The organism is Halomonas faecis (genome assembly GCF_010993975.1).
In the GTDB taxonomy this organism is placed as follows: domain Bacteria; phylum Pseudomonadota; class Gammaproteobacteria; order Pseudomonadales; family Halomonadaceae; genus Halomonas; species Halomonas faecis.
This window is the reverse complement of sequence record NZ_JAACZO010000003.1, coordinates 89,745-109,535: the sequence shown is the minus strand read 5'-3', so window position 1 is coordinate 109,535 and position 19,791 is coordinate 89,745. Positions and strand designations below refer to the sequence as shown.

General features: G+C 66.1%; 20 protein-coding genes. 12 read left to right on the top strand and 8 right to left on the bottom strand.

All coding sequences use genetic code 11. The features are described from left to right. Positions 1-14 precede the first annotated feature (14 nt). The 10 genes from GFD32_RS02220 to GFD32_RS02175 all read left to right on the top strand — a co-directional run bounded on the left by GFD32_RS02220 (position 15) and on the right by GFD32_RS02175 (position 7,107). Positions 15-1,016, top strand: a complete 1,002-nt coding sequence (locus GFD32_RS02220; RefSeq protein WP_163574891.1) for a KpsF/GutQ family sugar-phosphate isomerase — start codon at positions 15-17, stop codon at positions 1,014-1,016. 17 nt (positions 1,017-1,033) lie between these two features. Continuing rightward, on the top strand, positions 1,034-1,591 hold the full coding sequence (locus tag GFD32_RS02215; protein ID WP_163574888.1) for a KdsC family phosphatase: 558 nt from the start codon (positions 1,034-1,036) through the stop codon (positions 1,589-1,591). A 3-nt stretch (positions 1,592-1,594) separates the two neighbouring features. Beyond that, complete coding sequence (gene lptC, locus GFD32_RS02210; protein ID WP_163574887.1) at positions 1,595-2,200, top strand: LPS export ABC transporter periplasmic protein LptC; 606 nt, start codon at positions 1,595-1,597, stop codon at positions 2,198-2,200. Then, positions 2,197-2,700, top strand: a complete 504-nt coding sequence (lptA, locus tag GFD32_RS02205; protein ID WP_163574885.1) for a lipopolysaccharide transport periplasmic protein LptA — start codon at positions 2,197-2,199, stop codon at positions 2,698-2,700. Before lptC ends, lptA begins: the two co-directional genes overlap by 4 nt. Before the next feature lie 5 nt (positions 2,701-2,705). Next, a complete protein-coding gene (gene lptB / locus GFD32_RS02200; protein WP_163574883.1) occupies positions 2,706-3,431 on the top strand; it encodes an LPS export ABC transporter ATP-binding protein in 726 nt (241 codons plus the stop codon). A 156-nt stretch (positions 3,432-3,587) separates the two neighbouring features. Next, the gene (locus tag GFD32_RS02195) at positions 3,588-5,006 is read left to right on the top strand and encodes an RNA polymerase factor sigma-54 (protein ID WP_163574880.1); all 1,419 of its coding nucleotides are present in this window, start codon (positions 3,588-3,590) and stop codon (positions 5,004-5,006) included. A gap of 90 nt (positions 5,007-5,096) precedes the next feature. Next, positions 5,097-5,405 carry a ribosome hibernation-promoting factor, HPF/YfiA family gene (hpf, locus tag GFD32_RS02190; protein WP_089686422.1) on the top strand — a complete coding sequence of 103 codons (309 nt, stop codon included), beginning with the start codon at positions 5,097-5,099 and terminating at the stop codon, positions 5,403-5,405. A gap of 6 nt (positions 5,406-5,411) precedes the next feature. Then, a complete protein-coding gene (gene ptsN, locus GFD32_RS02185; RefSeq protein WP_163574878.1) occupies positions 5,412-5,879 on the top strand; it encodes a PTS IIA-like nitrogen regulatory protein PtsN in 468 nt (155 codons plus the stop codon). A gap of 38 nt (positions 5,880-5,917) precedes the next feature. Next, entirely contained in the window at positions 5,918-6,835 is a 918-nt protein-coding gene (rapZ, locus tag GFD32_RS02180) for an RNase adapter RapZ (protein WP_163574876.1), read from the top strand. Between the two features lie 2 nt (positions 6,836-6,837). Further along, the gene (locus GFD32_RS02175; RefSeq protein WP_163574873.1) at positions 6,838-7,107 is read left to right on the top strand and encodes an HPr family phosphocarrier protein; all 270 of its coding nucleotides are present in this window, start codon (positions 6,838-6,840) and stop codon (positions 7,105-7,107) included. A 130-nt stretch (positions 7,108-7,237) separates the two neighbouring features. Here the strand turns inward: GFD32_RS02175 and pmbA are convergent, their stop codons facing one another. After that, entirely contained in the window at positions 7,238-8,578 is a 1,341-nt protein-coding gene (gene pmbA, locus GFD32_RS02170; protein WP_163574871.1) for a metalloprotease PmbA, read from the bottom strand. Between the two features lie 168 nt (positions 8,579-8,746). Here pmbA and yjgA point away from each other — a divergent pair, with 168 nt between their 5' ends. Then, positions 8,747-9,253 (top strand): ribosome biogenesis factor YjgA, encoded by a 507-nt coding sequence (gene yjgA, locus GFD32_RS02165; RefSeq protein WP_163574868.1) that lies wholly within the window; start codon positions 8,747-8,749, stop codon positions 9,251-9,253. Between the two features lie 156 nt (positions 9,254-9,409). Here the strand turns inward: yjgA and tldD are convergent, their stop codons facing one another. The 7 genes from tldD to GFD32_RS02130 form a co-directional block, all read right to left on the bottom strand. Next, on the bottom strand, positions 9,410-10,864 hold the full coding sequence (gene tldD, locus GFD32_RS02160; RefSeq protein WP_407081064.1) for a metalloprotease TldD: 1,455 nt from the start codon (positions 10,862-10,864) through the stop codon (positions 9,410-9,412). Beyond that, entirely contained in the window at positions 10,861-14,697 is a 3,837-nt protein-coding gene (locus GFD32_RS02155; protein WP_163574866.1) for a YhdP family phospholipid transporter, read from the bottom strand. The genes tldD and GFD32_RS02155 overlap by 4 nt, the downstream gene beginning before the upstream one ends. 4 nt (positions 14,698-14,701) lie before the next feature. Next, on the bottom strand, positions 14,702-16,165 hold the full coding sequence (gene rng, locus GFD32_RS02150; RefSeq protein WP_163574864.1) for a ribonuclease G: 1,464 nt from the start codon (positions 16,163-16,165) through the stop codon (positions 14,702-14,704). Between the two features lie 46 nt (positions 16,166-16,211). Then, positions 16,212-16,811: a Maf family protein gene (locus tag GFD32_RS02145; RefSeq protein ID WP_163574979.1), complete on the bottom strand. Its 600-nt coding sequence runs from the start codon at positions 16,809-16,811 to the stop codon at positions 16,212-16,214. 15 nt (positions 16,812-16,826) lie between these two features. After that, positions 16,827-17,318, bottom strand: a complete 492-nt coding sequence (mreD, locus tag GFD32_RS02140) for a rod shape-determining protein MreD (protein ID WP_163574862.1) — start codon at positions 17,316-17,318, stop codon at positions 16,827-16,829. Continuing rightward, positions 17,318-18,175 carry a rod shape-determining protein MreC gene (gene mreC, locus GFD32_RS02135; RefSeq protein ID WP_163574978.1) on the bottom strand — a complete coding sequence of 286 codons (858 nt, stop codon included), beginning with the start codon at positions 18,173-18,175 and terminating at the stop codon, positions 17,318-17,320. Before mreC ends, mreD begins: the two co-directional genes overlap by 1 nt. 71 nt (positions 18,176-18,246) lie before the next feature. After that, complete coding sequence (locus GFD32_RS02130; RefSeq protein WP_163574861.1) at positions 18,247-19,284, bottom strand: rod shape-determining protein; 1,038 nt, start codon at positions 19,282-19,284, stop codon at positions 18,247-18,249. A 179-nt stretch (positions 19,285-19,463) separates the two neighbouring features. Between GFD32_RS02130 and gatC the strand changes: the two genes are divergently transcribed. Continuing rightward, positions 19,464-19,751, top strand: coding sequence for an Asp-tRNA(Asn)/Glu-tRNA(Gln) amidotransferase subunit GatC (gene gatC / locus GFD32_RS02125; RefSeq protein WP_163574859.1), 288 nt, complete (start codon positions 19,464-19,466; stop codon positions 19,749-19,751). Positions 19,752-19,791 lie beyond the last annotated feature (40 nt).

Genomic DNA, 19,791 nt, shown 5'->3' with positions numbered 1-19,791 from the left:
CAACAATCGCTGTCATGACCACCGATACCTCGATCGCTCCCGATGCCGACGCCTCGCCACTGCGCGACAGCGCTCGACGCACCCTGGCCGTAGAGCAACAGGCCATCGCCGCTCTTGCCCAGCGGCTCGACCATCATTTCGACCGCGCCTGCGAGCTGGTTCTCGCCTGTCAGGGGCGCGTGGTGGTGACCGGCATGGGCAAATCGGGCCACATTGCCGGCAAGATCGCCGCGACCTTGGCCAGCACGGGCACGCCGGCCTTCTTCGTCCACCCCGGCGAAGCGAGCCACGGCGACCTGGGCATGATCACCCCCGGCGATGTGGTGCTGGCGCTATCCAATTCCGGCGAGACGGGCGAGGTTACCGCCCTGCTGCCGCTGCTCAAGCGCCTGGGCACGCCGTTGATCAGCATGACCGGCCGCCCCGGCTCGACGCTTGGCCGCCACGCCGACGCCCACCTCGACTCGGGCGTCGCCCGTGAGGCCTGCCCGCTCGACCTGGCTCCCACTGCCTCCACCACCGCCGCGCTGGCGCTCGGCGATGCGTTGGCCGTGGCCTTGTTGGAAGCACGCGGTTTTACCGCGGAAGACTTCGCCCGTTCGCATCCCGGTGGCAGCCTGGGCAAGCGACTGCTGCTGACAGTCCGGGATCTCATGCACGAAGGCCGGCGACTGCCCCAAGTGCCGCTCGGCAGCCCACTGCGCGACGCTCTGCTCGAGATCACCCGGCAGGGGTTAGGCTTCACCTGCGTGGTCGACGCCGACGGTCGTCTTGCCGGTGTCTATACCGATGGCGACCTGCGCCGCACTCTGGACCATTACGGCGACCTCAGCGCACTCCGGGTCGACGACGTCATGACCCGCCCGGGCAAGCGCATAGCCCCCGACGTGCTGGCCGCCGAGGCGGTGCGCGTCATGGAAGACAATCGCATTACGGCTCTGGCCGTGGTCGACGAAGCCGGCTACCCCATCGGCGCCCTGCACATGCACGACCTGCTCGCCAGCGGCGTGATATGAACCACCGAGGAGAGCGCATGCCCCCGGCAACCCCAACTCCGGCCCCACATCTGATCGGCCGTCTGCGCCAGGTACGCCTGCTGGCCCTGGACGTGGATGGCGTCCTCACCGACGGACGTCTCTACTTTCAGGCCGACGGAATCGAGATCAAGGCCTTCCACACCCATGACGGCCACGGCATCAAGCTGCTTCAGCGGGCCGGCATCGTCACGGCACTGATCACCGGACGCGATTCGCCGATGGTGAGTCAGCGCGCCGCTGCCCTGGGCATCCGGCACGTTCACCAGGGCGTGGCCGACAAGCTCGACGTACTCAGCGAGCTTTGCCAGCGGCTCGATATCGGCCTTGAACACGTCGCCTATTGCGGTGACGACATGCCCGACATCGCCGCCATACGGCACGCCGGTGTGGGCATCAGCGTACCTGGCGCCCCCTCCTACATTCGCCGACATGCCGACTGGGTCACCGCAACGCCCGGCGGACATGGCGCGGTGCGCGAGATCTGCGACACCCTGCTCCAGGCTCAGGGACACTGGGATGCCGTGCTCGACATCTACCTGCACGGCACGCGCTGAACGATGCGCTGGCCACGCCCCGCCTTCCGCTTCTGGCTGCTGCTGTTGGTGATCGGCCTAGGAGGCATACTCCTATGGCTCGACCCCCGGGAACCTGCGCCGCCGGGACCAGTGCCCAGCGATGCCGCCGGCGAGCCCGACTATTATCTGGAAGAGGCCCGCCTGACACGCTTCGACGCCACGGGAGACGCCCATCAACGCCTGGTGACGCCCCGCCTGTCGCATACGCCGCATGACGACGTCACCCGCCTGGAAACTCCCCGTGTCGAGCTCATCGATGACAGCGGCCGACGCTGGCTCGCCAGCGGCGCTGCCGGCCGCCTCGGCGCCGACGGCAATCCTCTCACCCTGTCGGGCAATGCACGCCTCACTGCCCCCGCCGAACGCTGGCAGTTGGATACCGAGGTCTTGCACTACGACGCCGACCTCGGTCACGCATGGAGTGAAACGCCTGCCATCCTCCGGCAGCCGCCACAGCGCATGCGTGGCGACCGCTTCGATGCCTGGATCCATGACAACCGCGCCCGCTTGACCGACAATGTGCTCGGCCACCACCCCCCCGAGCCCCGCAGCAACTCACCCACCGACCGCGAGGAGCCCCAGCCATGATGCGTACCGCCCGCCTGCCCCTGCTCGCCCTGGCCCTGGCCAGCCTCCCCGTTCTGGCCCTGGAAGGCGATGCCGAGGCCCCCGTGGAAGTGACCGCCGACCAGCTCGACCTGAATGACCGAGCCGGCACCGCCATCTACACCGGCGACGTGGACATCCGCCAGGGCAGTCTTCAACTCACCGGCGAGCGCGTCGAGATTCAGCGCAACGAAACCGGCGAGCTGTCGCGCGCCATCGCCACCGGCGAACGTGCCTACATCGAACAGCAGCCCTCTCCGGAAGAGCCCGTGGTGCGCGGCTGGGGACGCACCATCCGCTATCACGTGAGCGAACGCCGTGTGGAGCTGATCGATCGCGCCGAGCTGCATCAGGGGGGCGACACCTTCGACGGCGGCTATCTGGAGTATTTCCTCGACCGTCGCGAAGTCCAGGCCCGTTCGGAAGCCGAGGGCGTCGATGAGCGCCAGCGCGTGCGCATGACCCTGCAGCCGGAACAGTGAGCGCCATGAAGACCCTACACGCCCGCCATCTGGCCAAGAGCTACAAGCGCCGCCGCGTAGTACAGGACATCAGCCTGGACATCGGCCAGGGCAGCATCGTCGGCTTGCTCGGCCCCAACGGCGCCGGCAAGACCTCGTCCTTCTACATGATCATCGGCTTGGTGCGTACCGATGCGGGCACGGTGGCCATCGACGAGCATGACCTGTCGCGGGCAGCCATGCACGAACGGGCCCGCGCCGGCATCGGCTATCTTCCCCAGGAAGCCTCGATATTCCGCAAGCTCTCGGTGGCCGACAACATCATGGCCATCCTCGAAACGCGCCGCGACCTGGATCGCCCGGGTCGTCGGCACCGCCTGGAAGAGCTCCTCCACGACTTCCACGTCACCCATATCCGCGACAACCTCGGCATGAGCCTCTCCGGTGGCGAGCGACGGCGCGTCGAGATCGCCAGGGCCCTGGCCACCGAGCCGGCTTTCATCCTGCTCGACGAGCCTTTCGCCGGCGTCGACCCCATCTCCGTCAACGAAATCAAGGGCATCATCCGCCAGCTCAAGGCACGCGACATCGGCGTGCTGATCACCGACCACAACGTACGCGAGACGCTGGACATCTGCGACACCGCCTACATCGTCGGCGACGGCCAGATCATCGCCGAAGGCGACGCACCAAGCATCCTCGCCAACCGCCGGGTCCGCGAGGTCTACCTGGGCGACGACTTCCGGCTATGATCCACATCGCAACGCACTGATAGATCGACGCACCGAGTGCTGCGGCATGAAGATTGCGCATGGCACGATTGTTGCTTTTAAGCGACGCGATCTCCGCTTGCATGCCAGCTGACAGCGGTCTAGGGTGAGCCTTTTCGGGACACGAGCATCCGCCCCATGGCCATGAAAGCTTCACTGCAACTGCGCATCGGCACCCAGTTGACCATGACGCCTCAGCTGCAGCAGGCCATTGCTCTGCTGCAGCTCTCCACGCTCGACCTGCGCCAGGAGATCCAGCAGGCACTGGAAACCAACCCCATGCTGGAGATCGACGACGACTTCGGCGAACAGCGCATCGACGACACGCGCGACGAGGAGTGGTCGAACGAAATCCCCAGCGATCTCACGGTTGACAGTGATTGGTCGGACACTTATCCCGATCACGGCGGCAGCGCAAGCGGTAGCGAAGGCCCTGACTTCGAACGCCAGGCCAGCGGCCAGAGCCTGACCGGCCATCTGGCCTGGCAGCTCGCCATGACCGACCTCACACTCCGCCAGCAGCAGATCGCCGAAAGTCTGATCGATGCCGTGGACAACGCCGGCTACCTGGCCCACCCTCTCGAGGAGATCCGCGACGGGCTCCGCCAGCAAGGGCTCGATGGCCTGCCCACCCGCGAGGTCGAACAGGTGCTCCTGCGGCTGCAACAGTTCGAACCCACCGGTGTCTTTGCCCGCGATCTGCGCGAATGCCTGATGCTGCAGCTCGCCGCGCTGCCCGACGACACCCCGCTACTGCCCCAGGCACGGCGCCTGGTCCGCCAGTTTCTCGAGGCGCTGGCCACCGACGATCGCCGCCTGCTGAAACGCCGTCTGGGTCTCGACGACGACGCCCTCGATACGGTCATTGCTCTGGTACGCTCGCTCGACCCCAGGCCCGGCAGCGCCTATGCCGATGTCGCCAGCGACTATGTCATTCCCGATCTGGTGGCCCGACACGACAACGACGGATGGCGTGTCGAACTCAACGCCGAGGCCCTGCCCCGCCTGCGCATCCAGCCCGACTATGCGGCCTTGATTCGCCGGGCCGACAAGAGCCAGGACAACCAGTTCCTCAAGGACCACCTGCAGGAGGCGCGCTGGCTGATGAAGAGCCTGGTCAGCCGCAACGACACTCTGCTCCGGGTCGGGCGTGAAATCATGGCACGCCAGATCGACTTCCTGGAACATGGCGAAGAGGCCATGAAGCCCCTGGTGCTAGCCGACATCGCCCAGGTGGTGGAGATGCACGAGTCGACCATCTCCCGGGTCACCACCCAGAAGTTCATTCACACTCCTCGCGGCGTCTTCGAGCTCAAGTACTTCTTTTCCAGCCACGTCGGGGGTGGCGAAGGTGCCGGCGATGCCCATTCGAGCACGGCGATTCGCGCCCGTATCCGCAAACTGATCCAGGACGAACCGCCGCGCAAGCCGCTCTCCGACAGCAAGCTGGTCGACCTGCTTGGGGAAGAAGGCATTCAAGTCGCCCGGCGCACGGTCGCCAAGTACCGCGAGGCCCTCGGCATACCCTCCTCCAGCGAACGCAAGCGCTTCCGCTGACACCCTGATGGCCGTCAAGTGACGGGGGGTTTGCAGGACAGGAAAAAGGGTTACAATCGAGGCACCACCCGAAGGACAAAGGAGCCTGTCATGCAAGTCAATATCACCGGCCACCATGTAGAGCTGACCGATGCACTGCGTGACTACGTCAACGAGAAGCTGGCACGCGTGGAGCGTCACTACGACAACATCACCACCGTCCAGGTCACGCTCTCCGTGGAAAAGGAGCGACAACAGGCCGCCTGTACCTTGCATGCCGCTGGCGCCGATCTTCACGCCGAGGCTCAGGACGTGGACATGTACGCCGCCATCGACGCCCTGACCGACAAGCTCGACCGCCAGTTGGTCAAGCACAAGGAAAAAGCCCAAGCCCGCGCCCAGGGCGCCGGCGCTCGCTGATTCCCCATGTCACTGGAAGCCATCCTGCCCCCCGAGCGCGCGCTGTTTGCCGTTCCCGGGGGCAGCAAGAAGAGGGTGCTGGAGTTCTTCAGCACCTTCATCGCCCAGAATACCCCCAGCCTGGACAGCCAGGAGGTCTTCGCCCGGCTGATCGGTCGCGAACGCCTGGGCAGCACCGGCATCGGCAACGGCGTGGCCATTCCCCATGCCCGCAGCCCGCACTGCAATGGGCCAGTCGCCGCGTTTCTCAAGCTCGCCGAACCCATCGACTTCGATGCCATCGATGGCGAGCCCGTCGACCTGATATTCGTTCTGCTGGTGCCCGAAGAGGCCGACGACACCCACCTGGCTCTGCTCAGCCAGGTGGCCACCGTCATGAACGATGCCGATACGCGCACGCGTCTGCGTCGCAGCACCACCCAGCACGAGCTGCATGAGACACTCCTGGAGGCAATCCGCCGCCAGGGCAGTTAACGCCCATTCCGATGACCTATCCGGGAGAGCCCGACCGTATGCAGCTCGTGATCATCAGCGGACGATCGGGATCGGGCAAGTCCATCGCGCTGCAAGCCCTCGAGGATCTCGGCTTCTATGCCATCGACAACCTGCCGGCCATGCTCCTCGGCGCCCTGGTGGACGAGCTGAGCGAGAGCCCCACCGGTCCCGAAGCCATCGCCGTCAGCATCGATGCGCGCAACCTGCCCCATGCCCTGCAGCGCTTTCCGCAACTGCTCGAGGATTTGCGCAGTCGCGAGGTCGATCGGCAAGTGATCTATCTCACCACCGACGCGCGCATCCTGCTCGAACGCTACTCGGCCACGCGCCGACGACATCCGCTCACCCGGGGCAGCGACATGACGCTGGCCGAAGCCATCGAATCGGAGGAGGATGCGCTCAGCGAGATCCGTGACCGCGCCGATCTGATCATCGACACCTCGCGCCTGTCGGTCCACGACCTACGCGGACGCATCGCCGAGCAAGTGGCAGGGCACTGTGCGGAAGAACTGACGCTGACCGTGGAGTCATTCGGCTTCAAGCGCGGCGTTCCCCTGGATGCCGACATCGTCTTCGACGCCCGCTGCCTGCCCAATCCCTACTGGGATCCGCGGCTGCGCTCGGCCACCGGCCGGGACCCCAGCATCGCTGCCTTTCTCGAGCAATACCCGCTGGTGGGTGAAATGCTCGATGACATCGTCGCCTGGGTGGAGCGCTGGCTGCCCGCCTATCGCGATAGCCATCGCAGCTATCTGACGGTGGCCATCGGCTGCACCGGCGGGCAGCACCGCTCGGTCTATCTCGCCGAAAAGCTCGCCCACCATCTGGCCGAACAGCAGACGGGAATCCGTCTGCGCCACCGGGAGCTCGGCATCCAGACACCGCTCACCCCGGAAACGCCGCCTGCGACATTTCCAGACGACGAGGAAACCTGAGCGTGGCCTGCCGCAAGCTCACTCTGACCAACAAGCGAGGCCTGCACGCCCGCGCTGCCACCAAACTCGTACAGTGCTGCCAACCCTTCCGAGCCAGCGTCACCGTCAAACACACCGGCAAGAGTGCCGATGCCGCCAACATCATGGCGCTGCTAATGCTCGCCGCCCCCTGCGGCACCGAACTCACGGTGAGCGCCGAGGGCGAGGATGCCGAAGCGGCCCTCGACGCCATTGAGGCGCTGTTCGACGCCCGCTTCGAAGAGGATGGCTGAAAGCTGGAAGACAGTCTGTTGTCACCCAATCCGGTGTCAAAGTTTTTTCTTCCAGCTTCCAGGCACGAAGTGCCGCTCTTCGAGCTCCCGGACGCAGTCCGGGCTCTTCCAGCTCCAGGCGAAGCCCGGGTCACGCGCCCGCCACGGTCATCTCGTCGATCAGCCAGCTGCCGGTATGGATGCCGCCGCGGGTGTCGAGATCGTCGCCCACGCCGGCGAGCCCTTTGAACAGGGTCTCGAGGTTGCCGGCAATGGTGAACTCTTCCACCGGATACTGTATCTCGCCGTTCTCCACCCAGAAGCCGGCGGCACCGCGCGAGTAGTCCCCGGTCACGCCGTTGACGCCTTGCCCCATCAGTTCGGTGACCAGCACCCCGCGCCCCATGCGCGCCAAGAGTTCGTCGCGTGACTGTAGCGGTGCCTCGATACGCAGGTTGCGGGCACCGCCGGCGTTACCGGTGGTCTGCATTCCCAGGCGACGGGCGCTGTAAGCCGAGAGCATGTAACTGGTCAGCCGGCCCTGCTCGATGAAGACGTTGTCACGGGTCTGCACACCGTCGTTGTCGAACGGCGAGCTGGCCATGGCGCCGCGCTCCATGGGACGCTCGAAGAGCGTGAACCACTCGGGAAAGAGCGTATCCCCCAGTCGCTCGCACAGAAAGGACGCCTCACGGTAGAGCGCGCCGCCGGCGATGGCGCTCATCAAATGTCCCACCAGACCACTGGCCACCGTCGCATCGAACATCACCGGCAGGCGGCCGGTGGCAGGTCGCTGCGCGCCCAAGCGCTGCAGCGTTCTTTCGGCAGCACGCTGACCGACCGTCTCGGCGGCTACCAGGTCGCGCGGGTCGCGAGCGGTCGTGTAATCGTAGTCGCGCTGCATGCCGCCGGCATCCTCGGCAATCAGCAGACAGGACAGTGAATGCCGACTGCCGCACTGGCTACCCAGAAATCCGTGGCTATTCGCATAGACCCGCACTCCCTCACCGCTGGACAGCGATGCCCCCTCGGACTGGCGAATGCCGGCCACGCGCCGCCCCGCCGACTCGCACGTCAGCGCCAGATCGATGGCCTGGTCCGTACTCAGTGCCCAGGGGTGGTGGACGTCGAGGTCGGGCAGTTCACGCGCCATCAGCTCGGCATCGGCCAACCCGGCAGCCGGATCCTCCCCCGTGTGCCGGGCAATGCTCAGCGCCTTCTCGACCACGGCCTGGATCGAGGCCTCGCTGGCATCGGTGGAGGACGCGCTGCCCTTGCGCAGTCCGACGTAGACGGTCACCGCGATCCCCTGATCGCGCGACAGCTCGACCGTCTCCACCTCGCCCTCGCGAACGCTGACGCCAATCCCCTGATCTACGCTGGCCCCCACCTCGGCGGCATCGGCACCCAGCCGACGTGCCAAGGCAAGTGCCTGCTCGGCACGGGACTCGAGCAGCCCCTGCTGGGTGGCAGCGTCGAAAGCCTGTGTCATGCGATTCTCCTTCCTATGCCGGCCCGCGGGCCGTACTGCGTTCGTGACCATGCGACCCATCAGCCGCATCGGATTCTTGTCGGGTCCGCTGCCAGCAGCGGACTGGTATACTTTGCCATGAGCGGCGTCGACTGCCGTTCTCTACCCTCCCACTCACTTGGATGCGGTATGACCCAGGAATTCACTTCTTCGGCCGACGAACGGCCGAGCAAATCCCAGCTCAAGCGCGAGATGCATGCGTTGCAGGCCCTGGGCGAGAAGATCATCGCCCTGCGCGACGCCGAACGCGCCCGCCTGCCGCTCTCCGACGACTTGTTGGCCGCCGTCGAGGAAACCGGCCGCATCCACTCCCGCGAGGCGCGCCGACGCCACATGCAGTACGTCGGCAAGCTGATGCGCCGTGAGGATCTCGACGCCATTCATGCCGTCTTCGAGCAGATGGAGCAGGAAACGCAGCGTCGCGACCTTGCCTTCCACCGCCTCGAGCGGTGGCGCGACCGGCTGATCGACGAAGGCGATGCCGCCGTCGAGGCCTTCATCGCCGACCATCACGACGTCGATCGTCAGGCGCTGCGCCAACTGGTGCGCAACGCCCGTCAGGAACGGGAACGGGACAAGCCGCCCACCAACGCTCGCCGGCTGTTCCGGCTGATTCGCGACACCGCCGGACTTTAAAGCGGCGAGCGACGGGCCTCGGGCTGCGAGCAAAGATCAAGGCTGGCAGTTCGAAGCCCGAAGCCCGAAGCCCGAAGCCCGAAGCGACAGGGTTTGACTTCCAGCTTCAGTCTTCAAGCTTCCAGCCGCGGAGCGGCGCTCTTCCGGCTTCCAGCTTTACGACTGCGTCCCCCCCACGGTGATCTCGTCGATCTTGAGGGTGGGTTGCCCCACCCCCACCGGTACCCCCTGGCCCTCCTTGCCACACACGCCGATACCGGTATCGAGCTCCAGGTCGTGGCCGATCATCGACACCCGCCCCATTGCCTCAGGACCGTTACCGATCAGCGTGGCACCCTTCACCGGCGCGGTGATGCGACCATCCTCGATCAGGTAGGCTTCGCTGGCCGAGAAGACGAACTTGCCGGAGGTGATGTCCACCTGACCACCGCCGAAGCTGACCGCATAGAGGCCGCGCTTGACGCTGCCGATGATGTCCGCCGGGTCGTCCTGACCGGCCAGCATGTAAGTGTTGGTCATGCGCGGCATGGGCAAGTGGGCGAAGGACTCGCGGCGTGCATTGCCGGTAGTCGTCATGCCCATCAGTCGGGCATTGAGCTTGTCCTGCATGTAGCCGGTCAGAATGCCGTCCTCGATCAGCGGGGTGTACTGCCCGGGGGTGCCCTCGTCATCGACGGCCAGGGAACCCCGGCAATCACCCAGAGTGGCATCGTCGACCACGGTGACCCCCTTCGCCGCCACACGCTGCCCCATGCGGCCGGCAAAGGCGGAACTGCCCTTGCGATTGAAGTCGCCCTCGAGCCCATGGCCCACCGCCTCGTGCAGCAGGATGCCGGGCCAGCCCGACCCGAGCACCACCGGCAATTGTCCCGCCGGGGCATCCACCGCCTCCAGGTTGACCAGCGCCTGTCGCACCGCCTCCTTGGCGAAACGCTCGGCGACATCGTCATCACGCAGCCGATCCATGGCGTAGCGGCCGCCCCCGCCAGCGCTGCCGCGCTCACGACGGCCATTCTTCACGGCGATGACGCTGACGTTGAAGCGCACCAGGGGCCGGATGTCCGCGGCCAGAGTGCCGTCGCTGGCGCGTACCAGCACGACCTCGTGCACCCCGGTAAGCGATGCGCTCACCTGGCTGACGGAAGGATCGGCAGCCCGTGCCACGCGGTCGGCGTGCTTTAGCAGGGCGATCTTCTCATCGGCGGAGAGCCCGGTGAGGGGGTCGACGGTGGCATAGCGCGCCGGCGCATGGCAGATCGCCCGCGGCGCGACACCGAGTCGCGAACCGCTGCGCACGATGCCCGAAGCGGTCCGTCCGGTCTCGGCCAGGGCGTCGGCGGTAATCTGGTTGGAATAGGCAAAGCCGGTCTTCTCGCCGGCCATGGCCCGCACCCCCACCCCGCCATCGATGTTGTAGCCGGCCTCCTTGACCTCACCGTCTTCCAGCACCCAGCTCTCGTGCCAGCTGCGCTGAAAATAGAGATCGGCATAGTCGATGCCAGGCGTCAGCACGTGGCCAAGACCGGTATCCAGCGCTTCGAGGTTCAGACCGCCGGGATGCAACAGAATCTCGGCGGCGGTATCGAGCAGGGCATGCGGTGTCATCGTCATTCGGCGTCTTCCAAGGTGATCTGCGGCGCCGTCCAGGGACCGCGCACGCGGTAGTGTATTCGAGTGACCCGGTCGATGGCGCTGCCGAACAGTTTATCGGCGATGAACAGTGCGCCACCGACCACCGGAGCGCCCGCCATCACGGCGGCCAGCGGTAGATTGCGGCTGATGGGAACTGTGACGCCCAAACGCTGGTCGAGTTCACGCCGCGCCAGGTCCACGGTGCCCTCCAGGGTAAAAGTTGTCGCCGGTCCTTTCACTTCCACCGGTCCACGGGTCTCGAGAATGCCTTCATACAACGTCGCGGCTCCCACGACGGAATCGAAGGCGGTACCTTGCCCGGTCACATCGGAAAAGTCCAAGCGCAGCCGACGCACCAGGTTATCGAGATTGAACAACCCGATCAGACGTGCCGAAGGCGACTCGACGTTAAGGAATCGTCCCTCGCTCAGTTCGACCTCCACGCTGCCTCGCGAACGCGCCAGGGCGAACTGCCAGGGGGCTCCCGGCCAGGCCAGCTGGCTGCGCATTCGAGTCATGGCGTTGCGCAAGGTTACCGGCTGGCCCAAGCGTTCCAGCGCCGTCCCCAGGTCACGCCCCTCCAGATCGAAACGCGATCGCGTCAAGCTCGCCCCTTCGCCGGCCGCTTCCCAGACCACTTGGCCACGCGCCGAGACCTCACCCAGCGTCAACCCCAGTGGGTCGACGCTGAGCCGTCCAGGCTGAGCCCGCCAGTACGCGGTAAAGGGGCCAACCGTCCCGCCACGATGTTCGACCTCGTCAACCCGCATGCGCCCATTCGGCAAGTCGGCCACCCACTCGGGCAACGCCACGGGGTCGGGAGCCACGTCGAGCTCGCTCATCAGTTCGCCGGTCCCGCCCGGGTCTTCCGTCGGCAAGAGCGCATTCAGGGTCAGCCGCTCGAGGGCCAGGTCCACCGGCTCCTCCAGAGCAGGACGGTAGTCGAGGCGCCCTTCCATCAAGCTGCCGTCGAGCCCCACACGCCAACCGCCGCCATCCAGTGAGACCGCCTCGGCGGCGAAACTCCCCACACAGCCACTGCCGCCATCCAGACAGTCGGAGTCCAGTGCGACACGTTGCAGCCAGCTGCTCCGGCCGCCATTCGCCGGGCCGACCAGTGACGACACGACACCACGCCAGGCCGGCAGCACCAGACGCGGTTGATAGGCCTCGACGTGCCAGCCAGCAGCATCGGGCCAGGGCGGTTCGGACGGCACACGCCCCAGCCACAGCTGTCCCTGGCCGATCGACGTCGAGGTCAGAGAGCGCCAGCGCAAGGCAGCCATGTCCCCCAACGAGGCATCTATCCGACCGCTGTCCAGGTCGGCATCGAGACGCAGCGCGCGCGAGGCATTGGCCGCCTTGCCGAACGGCGCCGGCAGATCGATGGCCAGCCCGTCGAGACCGCTGGTCAGGCGAAGCCGGTTGCGTCCCTCATCCAGCTCGAACTCAGCCTGCCAAGGGACACGCCCCGTCAGCCGATCTCCCAGCGCACTGGCACCCCCCCAGTCGAGCAGCGCCGCGGCCTGCGACGTACCGGTCAACGCGATGTTGCCGCGGCGCGTGTCGAACTGCGCAGTCAACGGGCCACCGAGAAATCGCGCTTCGACCTCACCGCTGAGCCCGCCTTCCTCGCCGCGCTGATGCCAGGTCAGCGGCCCTTGCACGTCATGGAATGCGAGCCCCAGAGCGTTCTGGGTCAGGCGCGTAAAGGCAGCCTGGGTTTCAATGGTCAAATCCAGGGATCCGGGCTCGTCCAGCGTCAACGCCAAGTCCAGGTCGGCCTCATTGACCCCCTCACCGCGCCAAGCTGACACGGCATCGATGCCTTCCAGCGGCATGGCCAACAGGTAACGGCGCAGCGACTCGCTATCGGCGATCAGGTCGCCACGCACCCTGAGGTCGTCGTTGCTGAGAGTGACGAGGCCGTTGGCCGCCGACACGCCGAGGCTCTCGGCATGATGCACTTGCGCCTCCAGTTCCTCGCCGTCCACGCTGAGCCGTCCGTCTACTGCCTCCAGCGCCGGCCAGTCGGGCGCAAAGGGCAAGCGCCCCTCTTCTACCGCCAGGTCCAGCCGCACGCGGGGATCGACCTGCGTCTCGCCGCGCCCGATCGGCACATGCAGCCGCAGACGCCCCTGCGGCACGTAGCCAGCCGCACCGCTGGCCAGCCACTCGGTCAGTCCGGGATCAAGCACTTGGGTAGGCAGCCAGTCAACCAGTGGACGTTGACGGGCGTCGGCATGGCGAAAGTCGATATCCAGACCCAAAGCGCCTCGCTCCTCCCCCCCCACAGCCAGGCCGAACCCGCCCTCGACGTCAGCGCCCTGCCAGCCGACGCGAAGTTCTCGCCCACTGACGAAGCTACGCGGCCCGTCGTAGGCCCAGCTCACCTCGCCGCTGGCGCGGGAGAGCGCCAGCGGTGCCGAAAAAATCTCGGGGAAGTCGAGCGTCATGCCATCGGCATCCACGAAACGCACGCTGCCGGCCAGGTCGCGCACCTCCACCCAGGCATCCAGCGGACCGCCACCGGGGGCCTGCTCCCAGGGCGATACCTCGACGTCATGCAATGCCGCGCGGGCCAGCCATTCACCGCTCTGCTGCCCCACGCCCAGGCCGGCGACCCGGCCGCGCGGTGCCAGGCTGTCGATGGTTCGGCTCAATCCCTCCGGCAGGGGAACGCGATCCCGCCAGGCCGCCAGAGACGCAAGTTCGAACTCACTGGTATTGAGCCACCAGCCCCGACCGTCGCGGCGCAGATGCCAGCGGTGCGGCAGCGCCGGCCCGCCGGCCTGCATCATCTCCTCGGGTGCCGCCCAATCCACGGTTCCGGCATCGCCCTCTACCCATGCCTGCCAACCGTCGCCGGCCTCGTCCCGAAGCCATTGGCCGCGGGCCTCCACGTTCTCCAAGGCGATGAGCTCTTCGGCGTGGCGCAACGCCAACCGCGGCGCCGTGAGATCGAGCCGTGCATCGGCCAGCGCGCCGCGGTGCCAGCGCCCCCACAGCCGCGCCTCACCGCGCGACTCGGCGAGGCGCAGCGGATCGTCGGTGCGGGTGAAAACGGCGGCCAGTTCGATCAAGGTATCGAGCTGCATGTCGGCCTGCAGGGCCGCACTGAAATCCCCGAACCCCGCGGGTCCGGGAAAAATTTCCAGCACGGCCTGCAGTGAAGCCTCGGGGTCGCCGTCCAGGAACACTTCGCCTTCGAGGTGGGTGCGCCGTGCATCGCCGGTCATCAGCACACGAGGCGCCGTGAGGCCAAGCTGTGCCTCGCGGCCATGCAGCACCACACGCAGCTCTTCCACCCAGGCGCGCTGGCGAAGCAGCACCCCAACCCAGAAATCCAGACGCTCGAGATCGAACGCCGTATCGGGGATCAGCTCGGGGGGCACCCGCGCCGGCTCGGGCCAATGCCACCCCCCCTGATCGTTCTGGTAGAGATGCAGGGTGAGTCCGTCGAGCCGAGCCTCTTCGACCACCGGCACGCCGTCACGCAAGCTGGACAGTGTATCGAGCCGCAACCGCGCCCCCTCGACCTCGAGCAGCGGCTGCCCTTCGTCCCCTTGACGAGTGCGGAGGACGAGCCCGCCCGCCTCGACACGCGGATCCAGGCCAGCCAAGCGCGCATCGAGACGCTCCAGCTCGGCCCAGGCGCCGAAGCGTGCCTCGATCAGTCGCTCCACGCGGGGCGCCAGGTCGTCCACCTGGGTCAGCGCCAGACGCAACAGCAACAGCAGCAGGGCCAACGCGCCCAGCATGACGGCAACGAGCGTCAGACCCCAGCGACTCAGCCAGCGGATCGGGTGCATCGGCTCACATCAGCACGATGTCGTACTGCTCCTGGGAATAGTGACTTTCGACCTGAAAACGAATCGTCTTGCCGATGAAGGTCTCCAGATCGGCCACGGCTGCAGAATCCTCGTCCAGCAGGCGATCCACCACCGCCTGGGACGCCAGCACCATGTAGGTTTCGGCACTGTAGGCACGCTCTTCGCGCAATATCTCGCGGAATATCTCGTAGCACACCGATTCGGCCGTCTTGAGAGTGCCACGCCCGCCACAGGTGGCGCAGGGCTCGCAGAGGGTCTGCTCCAAGCTCTCTCGGGTGCGCTTGCGGGTCAGCTGCACCAGCCCCAGCTCGGTGACCCCGGTGCACTTGGTCTTGGCATGATCGCGCTCCAGCACCTTCTCCAGCATGCGCAACACCTGACGCTGGTGTTCCGGATCATCCATGTCGATGAAATCGATGATGATGATGCCGCCCAGATTGCGCAGGCGCAGCTGGCGGGCAATGGCATTGGCCGCCTCGAGATTGGTCTTGAAGATCGTCTCCTCGAGGTTGCGATGACCCACATAGCCCCCCGTATTGACGTCGATGGTGGTCATCGCCTCGGTGGGATCGATCACCAGGTACCCGCCCGACTTGAGCTGCACCTTGCGCCCCAGCGCTTTGTGAATCTCGTCCTCGACGCTGTAGAGATCGAAGATCGGCCGCTCGCCCGGATAATACTCGATGCGCATCACGACTTCGGGCATGAACTCTTCGGCGAACGCCAGCAGCTTGAGGTAGTTTTCGCGGGAGTCGATGCGCACCTTCTCGATCTCGTCGTTACGCAGATCGCGCAACGTGCGGATGAACAGTGGCAGGTCGTCGTAGATCACGCTGGGCGCCGGGGCCGTGACCTTGCGCTCGCTGACCTTGCGCCACAGGCGAAGCAGGAAATGCATGTCCGTATAGAGCGCATCGCGTCCCACCCCCTCGGCAGCGGTGCGGACGATGAAGCCGCCGGTGATCTCCAGTTCCATGTCGCCTTGCACCGCATCGAGCAGTTCACGCAACCGCTCGCGCTCCGCTTCGTCCTCGATGCGCTGCGATACGCCGCTGTGGGGAGAGTCGGGCATGTAGACCAGATAGCGCGACGGCACCGACAGGTGCGTGGTCAGCCGGGCGCCCTTGGAACCGATGGGATCCTTGGTGACTTGCACCACCAGCGCCTGTCCTTCATGCAGCAGCGAGCCGATCGCCTGCTGCTCTTCCGCCGGCGTCCCCGGCGGCATGACCTCGTGGGCATGGATGAAAGCGGCACGATCGAGGCCGATGTCGACGAACGCCGCCTGCATGCCGGGCAGCACGCGGACCACGCGTCCCTTGTAGATATTGCCGACGATACCGCGCCGTCGCGTCCGCTCGATCAGGGCCTCCTGCAGAACCCCGTTCTCCACCACCGCCACTCGGGTTTCCATAGGGGTGAGGTTGATCAGTACTTCACCACTCATGCGGAAGTCCTTGTCCAAACGAATCTGCGCGCATTATGACACACTGTCATTGTGATACAGCGCGGTTCCAGTATGGTACGCCCTGCCGCTCCAACAGCGCAGCGGTCTCGAACAGCGGCAGCCCCACTACCGCCGAATGACTGCCCTCTATACGCTCGACGAACACCGCCGCATAGCCCTGAATGGCATAGCCTCCCGCCTTGTCGACCGGCTCGCCGGTGGCCCAATAGGCATCGATTTCGGCGTCTTCGATGGGCCGCATGACCACCCGAGTGGTCACGCAGGCATCGACCAAACCAGCCGGCCCGCTCACCGCCACTGCCGTCAGCACCTCATGAGTGCGCCCAGCCAGCCCACGCAGCATGGCGGCCGCATGGGCACGGTCATGGGGCTTGCCGAGGATGGCACCGTCGCAGATCACCGCCGTATCGGAGCCCAGGGTCGGCAACGATGAATCGCGCGAACCGGCCAGAGCCTTCTCGCCGGCCAGACGCAGCACGTAGTCGGCCGCCGCCTCATCGCGGTGCGGCGACTCGTCGAGGTCAACTGGGCATACCTCGACGGCCACGCCGATCGAGGCCAGCAGCTCGCGACGGCGTGGCGAGGCCGAGGCGAGCCGGAGAACGGGGGGATCTGCACCAACCATCATAGGCAATACCCCTCAATCCACGCCGGCCAAACGGCGCTCCATGGCGCGAAACATGGTGGCCAGCCACGGCCACAGCACGGCGCCGATGAGCGATGGCAACAGGAAGGAAAGGTGCATGGAAAAAGGCCCGAAGAGCGTGCGCAACCACTGCTCGGTGAGCTGAGAAAGCCCCAGCAGCACCAAGATCAACAGTGACTGCTGCAATAGAGAGTAGGCCCGAAACCGCGGATAGACGAGCGCACTGAGAAATGCCAGCAGCGACAACGCCAGGGCATTCTGGCCCAGCGTGGCGCCTTCGATGAGATCGAGCAGGATTCCCAAGACGAAGCCGTGCAAGACCCCGACGCGGTCGGGCGCCGCCATGCACCAGTAGATGAGCATCAGACCCAACCAATCGGGGCGCCATACCTGCCACCCTTCGGCCAGCGGCATCACCTGCAGGCACAGCGCCAGCAGCAGGGAAAGCCAGATCCACGGCAGCGCCGTGAGCGGAGCGCTCGGCATCAGGCATCCTCCTCGGCAGCGGCTCGCTCATCGCCGGTCCCCGAGCCGTCCGTCGATTTCGGCGGCGCTTCGGGCTCCGGCCCCGGAGGAAAGAGCAGCAGGAAGTGGCGCGAACGCTGCAGTCGTGCGGCCGGTTCGGCAGTCACCTGGGCAAAGGGTTGGCCCGGGTCGTGCACGACCTCGCTCACCCGAGCGACGGGAAAGCCCGGCGGAAACCGCCCCGCCAGCCCCGAACTGACCAGCAGGTCGCCCTCGCGGATATCGGCCGTATCCGGCACATGCAACACATCGAGCCTATCGTACTCACCAGCGCCTTGAACGATGAAACGCTGGCCATTGCGGTTGACCTGAACGGGCAACGCATGGCTGGCATCCGCCAGCATCAGCACGCGACTGGAGAAGGCCGACACCGCCGTGACTTGCCCTACCAGCCCCGAGGCATCCATGACCGGCTGCCCGACATAGACGCCATCCCGGCGACCGCGGTCCACCACCATCTGGAACGTGAACGGATCGGCATCCAGGGAGAGCAGCTCGGCGGTAATGTACGGAACGTCATGCCGACTGCCGGCATCGAGCAGTTCGCGCAGACGCACGTTTTCGGCCACGAGACTCGACATGCGCTGGACACGATGAGACAGGTGCAGCAGTTGCTCGCGCAGGCGACGATTCTCCTCCACCAGTGCGCGCTGTTCGGAAAGTGCCAGCGACCCCCAGGTCAGAACGTCACTGGGAACGCTGACCAGCCACTGGATGGGCGCCACCACGGTGGAGAGCTGGGCCCGCACGGCCTCCATGCGCGTGAGGCGATGGTCGGCGAACATCAACGCAGCAGCCAGCAATGCACACAGCAGCATGCGGTAGACGGGCACCGATCCGTGCGAGAACAACGGCTTGATAGACGTTTCCCCCGATATGCCTCACTGCGTCAGTCGCTGGAGAGCAGCTCGAAAGTATGCCGGTCGATCATCTCCAGCGCCTTGCCGCCGCCGCGGGCCACGCAGGTCAGCGGATCTTCGGCGACGATCACCGGCAGACCGGTCTCCTCGGCGATCAGCTTGTCGAGATCGCGCAGCAGTGCACCCCCACCGGTCAGCACCAGTCCGCGTTCGGCGATGTCCGATGCCAGCTCCGGGGGCGACTGCTCGAGAGCGCTCTTGACCGCAGCGACGATCGAGGCCAGCGTCTCCTGTAGAGCGTCGAGAATTTCGTGGGAGTTGAGCGTGAAACTGCGCGGGATGCCTTCGGCCAGATTGCGGCCGCGCACGTCGATCTCGCGCAGCTCGCCGCCGGGATAGGCGCAACCGATCTCCTCCTTGATGCGCTCGGCGGTGGCCTCGCCGATCAGGCTGCCGTAGTGACGACGCACGTACGCGGAGATCGCCTCGTCGAAGCGGTCGCCGCCGACGCGGATCGACTCGGAATAGACCACCCCGTTGAGCGAGATGATGGCGATCTCGGTGGTGCCACCGCCGATGTCCACGACCATGGAGCCCTGGGCATCGTCCACCGGCAGGCCGGCACCGATGGCCGCGGCCATCGGCTCCTCGATCAGGAACACCTCGCGCGCTCCGGCGCCCTCGGCAGACTCCTTGATCGCGCGGCGCTCCACCTGGGTCGACATGCACGGCACGCAGACCAGCACTCGCGGGCTCGGCGTGAGGAAGGTGCTCTGGTGGACCTTGCGAATGAAGTGCTGCAGCATCTGCTCGGTGACGGTGAAATCGGCAATCACCCCGTCCTTCATGGGACGAATGGCAGTGATGTTGCCCGGCGTGCGTCCCAGCATGCGCTTGGCATCGGCGCCTACCGCGGCCACGCTGCGCATGTTGCCTGACTGACGGATGGCCACCACCGACGGTTCGTCGAGCACGATGCCGCGACCGCGGACATATATCAGCGTATTGGCCGTGCCCAGGTCGATCGACAGATCGCTGGAAAACAGCCCCCTCAAACGTTTGAACATGGAAGTCGTTACCTAGTGCGGACCGGGAACCCTGTGCGGAGGCAAACGGTATCACCGCGGCCCCCTGGCAGCAAGCAACGCCATCGCTGCGCACCCGACCCGCGGCTGCCGTCACGCAGTGAATATGGTACATTCAGCGGCTGTTTCCCACTCTCAATCCGTGCGAGGACATCCAGCCCATGGCGCTTGAACAAGCAGATGTGCAGCGGGCAGCGCACCTGGCCCGGCTCGGCCTGAACGATGGCGACGCCGCTCGCTATGTCGACGACCTCAATCGCATCCTGGCAATGGTCGACCAGTTGCAGCGGGTGGACACCGACGACATTGCGCCCCTGTCGCACCCGCTCGACGCCACCCAGCGCCTGCGTGCCGACGAGGTGACCGAAAGCGACCGGCGCACCCAGTTCCAGCGCTGCGCCCCGGCCGTGGAGAATGGCCTCTATCTGGTGCCGCGGGTCGTCGAATGATCGCCGTCGGCACCCATTTTCGGAGTCGCTTCGTCCTCCA

Bases quoted from the DNA above. Each gene is read 5' to 3' on its own strand.
- GFD32_RS02220 (WP_163574891.1), top strand. From the start codon at position 15: ATGACCACCGATACCTCGATCGCTCCCGATGCCGACGCCTCGCCACTG.
- hpf (WP_089686422.1), top strand. From the start codon at position 5,097: ATGCAAGTCAATATCACCGGCCACCATGTAGAGCTGACCGATGCACTG.
- GFD32_RS02195 (WP_163574880.1), top strand. From the start codon at position 3,588: ATGGCCATGAAAGCTTCACTGCAACTGCGCATCGGCACCCAGTTGACC.
- rapZ (WP_163574876.1), top strand. From the start codon at position 5,918: ATGCAGCTCGTGATCATCAGCGGACGATCGGGATCGGGCAAGTCCATC.
- pmbA (WP_163574871.1), bottom strand. From the start codon at position 8,578: ATGACACAGGCTTTCGACGCTGCCACCCAGCAGGGGCTGCTCGAGTCC.
- lptC (WP_163574887.1), top strand. From the start codon at position 1,595: ATGCGCTGGCCACGCCCCGCCTTCCGCTTCTGGCTGCTGCTGTTGGTG.
- yjgA (WP_163574868.1), top strand. From the start codon at position 8,747: ATGACCCAGGAATTCACTTCTTCGGCCGACGAACGGCCGAGCAAATCC.
- GFD32_RS02215 (WP_163574888.1), top strand. From the start codon at position 1,034: ATGCCCCCGGCAACCCCAACTCCGGCCCCACATCTGATCGGCCGTCTG.
- lptB (WP_163574883.1), top strand. From the start codon at position 2,706: ATGAAGACCCTACACGCCCGCCATCTGGCCAAGAGCTACAAGCGCCGC.
- tldD (WP_407081064.1), bottom strand. From the start codon at position 10,864: ATGACGATGACACCGCATGCCCTGCTCGATACCGCCGCCGAGATTCTG.
- rng (WP_163574864.1), bottom strand. From the start codon at position 16,165: ATGAGTGGTGAAGTACTGATCAACCTCACCCCTATGGAAACCCGAGTG.
- GFD32_RS02155 (WP_163574866.1), bottom strand. From the start codon at position 14,697: ATGCACCCGATCCGCTGGCTGAGTCGCTGGGGTCTGACGCTCGTTGCC.
- ptsN (WP_163574878.1), top strand. From the start codon at position 5,412: ATGTCACTGGAAGCCATCCTGCCCCCCGAGCGCGCGCTGTTTGCCGTT.
- mreC (WP_163574978.1), bottom strand. From the start codon at position 18,175: ATGCTGCTGTGTGCATTGCTGGCTGCTGCGTTGATGTTCGCCGACCAT.
- mreD (WP_163574862.1), bottom strand. From the start codon at position 17,318: ATGCCGAGCGCTCCGCTCACGGCGCTGCCGTGGATCTGGCTTTCCCTG.
- gatC (WP_163574859.1), top strand. From the start codon at position 19,464: ATGGCGCTTGAACAAGCAGATGTGCAGCGGGCAGCGCACCTGGCCCGG.
- GFD32_RS02130 (WP_163574861.1), bottom strand. From the start codon at position 19,284: ATGTTCAAACGTTTGAGGGGGCTGTTTTCCAGCGATCTGTCGATCGAC.
- lptA (WP_163574885.1), top strand. From the start codon at position 2,197: ATGATGCGTACCGCCCGCCTGCCCCTGCTCGCCCTGGCCCTGGCCAGC.
- GFD32_RS02145 (WP_163574979.1), bottom strand. From the start codon at position 16,811: ATGGTTGGTGCAGATCCCCCCGTTCTCCGGCTCGCCTCGGCCTCGCCA.